Origin of the sequence: Clostridium sediminicola (assembly GCF_050402865.1) — a bacterium.
Classification (GTDB): domain Bacteria; phylum Bacillota; class Clostridia; order Clostridiales; family Clostridiaceae; genus Clostridium_AF; species Clostridium_AF sediminicola.
Genome location: NZ_BAABMF010000077.1, coordinates 1 through 462 on the forward strand (window position 1 = coordinate 1; position 462 = coordinate 462).

General features: G+C 34.8%; 1 pseudogene. It reads right to left on the minus strand.

What is annotated here, in order from left to right:
* Positions 1–387, minus strand: a pseudogene (locus tag ACQ3F0_RS26795) (alpha/beta hydrolase); the annotation flags it as partial.
* Positions 388–462: the final 75 nt, after the last annotated feature.

Sequence of the window (462 nt, forward strand, 5' to 3'; positions counted from 1 at the left end):
TTCTTTTGGCTCTTTTGCAAGTCTATAAGCTTCATCAGCTTCTTCTCTATCATGTAGTTCATTATATTTTCCGTGACCTACAAATACTCCACAGTTTAAGTGTTTAAATGTATCTTCTATATTAAATCTAACATAAGAGTCTCCTATTGCTGTTGACATTGGTGTAGGGAATGCTTCTCCTGCATCTTCATCAGCTTTTGCTCCTACTCCTCCATTTAAATTTTTAAGAGTATTATCAGTATAGAAATCTCCTGATTCTGTTATGTTAGGATAGCATTCATATGGGTGTCTTAGTACCATATCGCCTGTTGTTGCTCTTGTGATTTTATCTTCTTCTAACATTTCTAACATTCTATTGTATTTGTCATTTCCCATTCCCATTCTCATCCAACGAACTCCGTTTACAAATGAGTTCAGTGTTGCAAGAACTTTTACACATTTTTCTCTTCTTGCAGCTTCAAC